At 61.4% G+C, this 6,459-nt stretch carries 8 protein-coding genes; 3 read left to right on the top strand and 5 right to left on the bottom strand.

Annotation, left to right across the window (positions count from 1 at the left end; translation table 11 throughout):
- Positions 1–227: 227 nt before the first annotated feature.
- On the bottom strand, positions 228–578 hold the full coding sequence (locus tag HX899_RS24100; protein WP_181293589.1) for an antibiotic biosynthesis monooxygenase: 351 nt from the start codon (positions 576–578) through the stop codon (positions 228–230).
- Entirely contained in the window at positions 575–904 is a 330-nt protein-coding gene (locus HX899_RS24095; RefSeq protein WP_003557168.1) for an NIPSNAP family protein, read from the bottom strand. Before HX899_RS24095 ends, HX899_RS24100 begins: the two co-directional genes overlap by 4 nt.
- A gap of 71 nt (positions 905–975) precedes the next feature.
- Here HX899_RS24095 and HX899_RS24090 point away from each other — a divergent pair, with 71 nt between their 5' ends.
- Positions 976–1,662: a helix-turn-helix transcriptional regulator gene (locus tag HX899_RS24090; RefSeq protein WP_181293588.1), complete on the top strand. Its 687-nt coding sequence runs from the start codon at positions 976–978 to the stop codon at positions 1,660–1,662.
- 44 nt (positions 1,663–1,706) lie between these two features.
- Here HX899_RS24090 and HX899_RS24085 read toward each other — a convergent pair whose 3' ends face one another.
- Together HX899_RS24085 and HX899_RS24080 are read right to left on the bottom strand one after the other, a co-directional pair.
- Positions 1,707–2,159, bottom strand: a complete 453-nt coding sequence (locus HX899_RS24085; RefSeq protein ID WP_171599493.1) for a hypothetical protein — start codon at positions 2,157–2,159, stop codon at positions 1,707–1,709.
- A gap of 229 nt (positions 2,160–2,388) precedes the next feature.
- Positions 2,389–2,604 carry a hypothetical protein gene (locus HX899_RS24080; RefSeq protein WP_131709970.1) on the bottom strand — a complete coding sequence of 72 codons (216 nt, stop codon included), beginning with the start codon at positions 2,602–2,604 and terminating at the stop codon, positions 2,389–2,391.
- Positions 2,605–2,808: 204 nt separating this feature from the next.
- Here HX899_RS24080 and HX899_RS24075 point away from each other — a divergent pair, with 204 nt between their 5' ends.
- Positions 2,809–4,638 (top strand): methyl-accepting chemotaxis protein, encoded by a 1,830-nt coding sequence (locus HX899_RS24075; RefSeq protein WP_171599177.1) that lies wholly within the window; start codon positions 2,809–2,811, stop codon positions 4,636–4,638.
- A 186-nt stretch (positions 4,639–4,824) separates the two neighbouring features.
- A complete protein-coding gene (locus HX899_RS24070; protein WP_017990554.1) occupies positions 4,825–5,514 on the top strand; it encodes an HAD family hydrolase in 690 nt (229 codons plus the stop codon).
- Positions 5,515–5,810: 296 nt separating this feature from the next.
- On the opposite strand, the gene HX899_RS24065 is transcribed toward HX899_RS24070, so the two are convergent.
- Positions 5,811–6,458 carry a hypothetical protein gene (locus HX899_RS24065; protein WP_138328780.1) on the bottom strand — a complete coding sequence of 216 codons (648 nt, stop codon included), beginning with the start codon at positions 6,456–6,458 and terminating at the stop codon, positions 5,811–5,813.
- Between the last annotated feature and the right edge of the window lies 1 nt (position 6,459).

Raw genomic sequence — 6,459 nt, 5'->3', positions numbered from 1 at the left:
CCGGCCAGGAACCCGGCCGGGACCCCGGCCGGGAATCCGACTTGACGGAAGCCTTGAGGTCGGCAAGCGGAAAAACTGATGCCATTCTGATACTCACTCATACGCTCTACGCTTAACTGTCCGTTATGGTTACGCAACTTAGTTACCAAAGCCTGAAGCGGTGGCCGATTTCGGGAATTTATTCGGCCGGCCGATGAGTGAGCGGCAGACTTTGCCGACGCCGGAGATCAGGCGGCGTCGTGAACCCTACGGCTGTCATCAGGCGCTTCGTCGCGTTCGAACATGCCATAATCGCGAACGACACTGGCGATCCGCAGGCGATAATCGGCGAAGATGCCGCCGCGTCCGGCCTGCTGGGCTGCCCGGTGCGCCTCGAGATTGCGCCATTCCTTCACCGCCGCCTCGTCGCGGAAGAAGGAGAGCGACAGCAGCTTGCCGCGTGTCGTCAGGCTCTCGAAACGCTCGATCGAAATGAAGCCGTCGATCTTTTCGAGTTCGCCGCGCAACTCGCCGGCGAGATCCAGATATTTATGGCGTTCGCCCATATAAGGCACGACTTCGAAGATGACGGCGATCATGGCAGCACCAGCTTGGCGTGAGGGGCGGAGACATTTTTGAGGAAGATGCGATCTTCCTTCAGGATGAAGCCTTCGCGTCGGGCAAATTCGTAATTCTCGCGGCCGAGCGGGTCGGAAGCCAGCCTGGCGCGATAGGCTTCGTAGGCGGCGAGGCTCTCGATATTGTAGACGCCGTAAGCCGTCGTTGCCGATCCCTCGTGGGGACCGTAATAGCCGATCAAGTCGGCGCCATTTTTCGGAATCGCCTGGCCCCAATTGCGGGCATACTCGGCAAACGCCTCCTTCTTGAAGGGGTCGATCTGATAGCGGATGAAGCAGGTGATCATATCGTTTCTCCTTTGCTGTCGATCCTTTTTCGCACATTGCCTGACGGCGATGCTTCGGTTACGATCGAAGTATGAAGGAAGGTCCTGATATTGCGCAGATCGGCGCGCTCATCGGCGATCCGGCGCGTGCCAACATGCTGGCGGCGCTGACCGGCGGCCGGGCGCTGACCGCGACCGAGCTTGCCGGCGTCGGCGGTATCACCGTGCAGACGGCGAGCACGCATCTTGCCAAGCTCGAAGCCGGCGGGCTGCTAACCCAGCGCAAGCAGGGGCGTCATCGCTATTTCACGTTGGCCGACGAGGCCGTCGCCCGGTTGATCGAAAGCATGATGGGCTTTGCCGCCGGACGCGGGCATCTGCGCCACCAGCCGGGACCAAAGGAGCCGGCGCTGCGCAAGGCGCGCATCTGCTACGATCATCTGGCCGGCGATTACGGCGTGCGCATGCTCGACAGCCTGATTGCCTCCGGCGCGATCGACGCGGTCGGAGACGGCCTGGCGCTGACGGAAAAGGGCGAAAGCGATCTCGAATGCATCGGCATCGATGTCGGCGACCTCAGATCGTCGCGCCGCCCGCTCTGCCGCTCCTGCCTCGACTGGAGCGAAAGACGCGCGCATCTGGCCGGCAGCCTCGGCAAGGCGCTGCTCTCAAGCTTCCTCGACAAGGGCTGGGCGCGGCGCACGGCCGAAAGCCGCTCGATCCTGTTCTCTCCGGAAGGCGACCGGCAATTCCTGAAGCTGTTCCCGGTCGATCCGTAGCTTATTGCGGATCTGCAAGAGGTTCCGAGGCAGCATTCAGCCCCTCACCCACCTGCCCTCTTTTCATCTTCCTGCCGCACATGCGCCCGCAGCGCCGCCAGCGTCAGCGCCAGCGCCGCGTGATTGCTCTCGGCTTCACCGACGACACTTTCGTCCTCCCGGATCTCGCGCAGCTGCGCACCGTAAAGCGACTCGTCTGCTGTCTTGCGACCGCGGGCAAGGTGCCAAACCGCATCCGGCCGGACTTCCCGGCACAGGTCGATGGCGTGATTGACGTCGTGTGTGAAGGGCCGCGCCATCAGGAAGCCGTGCTCTGACTTGATACTGCTCGGCATGTAGTCGTGAGGACCGTCGAAATCGTTGGGCTCGGCCGGCCGGAGTTGCTTCAACAGAAAGGCACAGGTGATGAAGGCGTCGATCCGGCTGTCGGGCATGTCAGTCTTTTCCAGGGTTTCGATGATGTCCTCGATCGTCATGCAGTCTTCCTCTTCATCCATTCTTGGCATGCCGCCTGTTCTCCTCCCAAGAGCGGCGGTGACGTCCTCCTCGATCGCCATCTAGTGCATGAGAATGCCAAAGGTAGTCCCCGGGCCGCGGTTAGTCTGGCATGAGGCGGATTTGATGGATGTCGCGCCATCCTCAACGAAGGCGCATCTCTGCCGTCTCGGCAACAGGCTCACCTGCTGCCAGACCATATTCTCCAGGTGCTCGCAAGCTATCGGCGGCTTACCTTTGGCAGCCTTTCTTCCTCATCTTCCTTTCGATCTTGGCTCTCTTGTCGGTGCCATCCCCGGCATGCTTTCCGCCGGTCAGGGCATTATCCTTCATCGCCTGCAGCTGCGCACAGCTTCGGTGCTTGCCCTTGGCGATGACGTCGGTGGATGTGAAGGCAAACAGCAGCACTACGGCTGCCGCCGGTCGGACGAAAGCTGAAAGCCTCATGGTGCCTCTCCTCTTGCACATGCATGGTACGCCCGAGACCGTGAAGCAGCAATCAGCGTCGACGATGCGCAGCTCAACTTTTCATCGAAAATGAAATATAGGCTGCAACCTATTGTTTTCGCGCCGCTAAGCGAAACGCACCTGAGAAAATAATTAAGCATGTTCGGCTACTCTCACGTTCTGAATTAACGAGAGAGCCCTGTCATGGCGTCGATCCAGCATAAGATCATCATTGCAAGCATCGCGATTTTCGCTTTGGCGGGTGGCGCTACGAGCGTCGGTATCTGGTCCGCCTCGACCCTCTCCGAAAACAACGCCGAGGTTGCCCGGTCGGCCCAAATTCTGCGCAACCACATGCAGGCCGACATGATGCATGACGCGCTGCGCTCGGATGCGCTCGCATCATTGCTGGCGTCCAATCCGGCAGCAGCCATAGACGCTGCCGCGGTGAAGGCCGATCTGGCGGAGCATGAGGCGTCGTTCCGCGAGATGCTTGACGCCAACAAGGCTCTTGCCGCAGACGACAAGACGAAAACGATCCTTGCCGGCGTCGAACGTCCCCTGCTTGCCTACATCGCAAGTGCTACTCAGATCGTCGAACTTGCCGGTAAGGACCCCACGGCAGCTTTGAAGGCATTGCCGGAGTTCATGACGCAGTTCTCGACGCTGGAAGCGGCGATGGAACAGGCCGGCGATCAGATCAGTGCTGCATCCGAGGAAATTTCCAATCGCAGCTCTGATATAAAGGCGTCGGTCGATATTGTTCTGGAAGCCCTTTTGGCTTCGGCCGTGCTCTTCGCCTTTGGTCTCTATTTCCTCACCCGCAAGACCATCACCAAGCCGATCCTTTCGCTTTCCGGCGATATGCAAAGGCTCGCCGGCGGTGACACGGCGATTGCCTGCACCGGGATCGGCCGCACCGATGAAATCGGAACGATGGCATCGGCCGTCGAAGTCTTCCGCCAGGCGGCGATTGCCAACAAGCAACTCGAAAAAGATGCCGAGGCGGCTCGATTGCAGGGTGAAACAGAGCGGGTCACGGCCCGAAAGCAGGCTGACGAAGATGCCGCCGAACGGCTGCGGGCGGCGACATCCGGCCTCGCCGCAGGCCTGAAGAGGCTTGCATCCGGCGATCTCGCCTTCCAGATCGACGAACCCTTCGCCCCGGACTTTGAAAACCTCCGGCATGATTTCAACATGTCGATCCGGCAGCTCGACCAGACGCTCAGTGCGATCGCGGCCGCCATTGCCGCCATCGACGAAGGCACGCGGGAAATCGCATCCGGGGCCGACGATCTGTCGAAACGAACCGAACAGCAGGCGGCCTCGCTCGAAGAAACCGCCGCAGCGCTCGATCAGATCACCGCCAATGTCTCGAACTCGAGCAAGCGGACCGACGAGGCGCGCACTGAAGCGACCGATGCAAACCGCAATGCTGCCAAGTCTTCCGAGGTCGTTTCGCATGCCGAAGAAGCCATGCGCCGTATCGAGGCCTCGTCGCAGCAGATCTCCAGCATTATCGGCGTGATCGACGAGATCGCCTTCCAGACCAATCTGCTGGCGCTGAACGCCGGTGTCGAAGCGGCGCGCGCCGGCGACGCGGGCAAGGGCTTTGCGGTGGTGGCCCAGGAAGTCCGCGAACTCGCCCAGAGATCGGCTCAGGCGGCAAAGGAAATCAAAGGCCACATCCAGAAATCGTCGGTGGAAGTGGAAAGCGGCGTCAAACTGGTTCTCGACACCAGCCAGGTTCTGAAGGCGATCAGCGAACAGATCGCCCGCATCAACCAGCACATGGATGCAATCGCCGTATCGGCCAGAGAGCAGTCGACCGGCCTTGCCGAAGTCAACACCGCCGTCAATTCCATGGACCAGGTGACCCAGCAGAACGCGGCGATGGTGGAGCAATCCACCGCGGCATCCGGCCAGCTTGCCGAGGAAGCTGCCAAGCTGCGCGAGCTCGTTTCCCGGTTCAGGCTTAGGGCGACAGCTTCGCAATCTGCAACTGGACGCCGGGGTGGGCAGCTGGCGGCCTGACGGCTTCTATCTGCTCGCCATTGTTATTCCCAAGTCAACCCGACACGACCGATCCGGCAGCGACGCCGGAGCCGGTCGCTTGCCGCATCGCAGCCATGCTTGAGATCTGGTTGAGCTTTGGCCGGGCATCGTGTAAAGCCGCAGCATTCCCGGACAAGACCCAGACTTTCAGCAAGGCGTGAACATATGGACGGCTTCGACCTCATCATCTTCGACTGCGACGGCGTTCTCGTCGATTCGGAAATCATCGCGGCGGAAGTCGAATCCGCGCTTCTGACAGAGGCCGGATATCCGATCGACGCCGAGGAAATGGGTGAGCGCTTCGCCGGCATGACGTGGCGCAACATCCTGCTGCAGATCGAGCGCGAGGCAAGCATCCCGTTTTCGGCCTCCCTGCTCGACAAGTCGGAGCATATGCTCGACCTCAGGCTGGCGCAGGACGTCCAGGCCATCCCAGGCGTTGAATTCGCCGTCTCCAGGCTGCCGATCAAGCGCTGCATCTGCTCGAATTCGAGCACCAAGCGGCTCGACATGATGCTGACCAAGGTGGGGCTGAAGCCGCTGTTTGCGCCGAACATCTTTTCCGCCAAGGATCTTGGCCCCGACCGCGTCAAGCCGAAGCCCGACATCTTCCTGCACGGCGCAAGCCAGATGGGCGTTTCGCCTGACAAGGTCGTTGTGGTCGAGGATTCCGTCCACGGTGTGCATGCGGCACGCGCCGCCGGCATGCGCGTCATCGGCTTTACCGGCGCCTCGCACAGCTATCCCGCCCATGCCGACAAATTGACGGATGCCGGCGCCGAAACGGCGATCTCCCGCATGAACGACCTGCCGGGCGTCGTCGCCGCATTGGCGGCCTGGGACAACGTTCTCTGAAGCGCTTCAGGCCAAATCCGCGGGCTATGGACTGACACCACGCTTTGACTCTGCCGGGCCCACGCAGAATGGTAGCGATCAAGCCGGAATGCCGTGTCAGGCGAGCACGCCCTCTCCTTCCTCATCCCTGTGCTCGTCACAGGGATCCAGTGCGCCCAAGTCCTTGGGCGCAAGAGAAAGGCTTCGTCGATGAGAGTCATTCACGGCGCAGACGCGCCGTGGCTGGATTCCTGTGACGAGCACAGGAATGAGGGAAGGTCGTGCATACGGATTTCGGTAGCAGTCGCCGAATTGCCCTAGCTGCTCTTCTTGGTCTTCGCCGGCTGGGTGTCGAAGCCGATATTGACGCGCACCAGAGCGCCGGAGCCGACCGGCATCGTTATGCCGTCCTTGCGGAAGATGACCTGTGTGCCCGGCGCGCCCGGCGGGATTTCGGTCGGGAATTTGGTGACCTCGGAATAGAGCACGGTCTCGCCGTCGACGACGGAGATGCGGATCGGCAGCGTCACAGGGCCTGGCGTGCCGGCCGGGCCGGTGATCAGGCGCAGTTGGGCAACCACCGTCATCGTCAGGTTCGTGTCGTTCAGCGTGCACTGGCGGGTGTAATCGCCGAAGGAGGCCTGGAAGACGATCTGCTGCGGATCGTCCTTCTTGCCCTTGGCATAAGTGCGGAAGATCGCATCCTGGTCACGCATGAAGATCTGCGGGCAGGCGCCCTGGACGACGGGAGCGACCGTGCCCTGCGCCGTCGTGGCGGTCCCGATCGAAGGATTGTTCGAGGACGGGTTGGCCGGCGCCAGCGGCATGATCTGGGCGGTTCCGTTCGGCTGGGTCGCCGGCGCCGCCGGCTTGCTGTCGCCACCTATGCCGAGCGAGTTGCAACCAGCGAGCAGGGCAAGAAAAGATGCGGAGACGATGAGACGCGAGACCTTGCCGAGCACCATA

The organism is Rhizobium sp. WYCCWR 11146 (assembly GCF_013591995.1).
GTDB classification, from domain to species: domain Bacteria; phylum Pseudomonadota; class Alphaproteobacteria; order Rhizobiales; family Rhizobiaceae; genus Rhizobium; species Rhizobium indicum.
The sequence above is the reverse complement of the archived record's forward strand: the minus strand, read 5'-3'. Positions and strand labels throughout refer to the sequence as shown.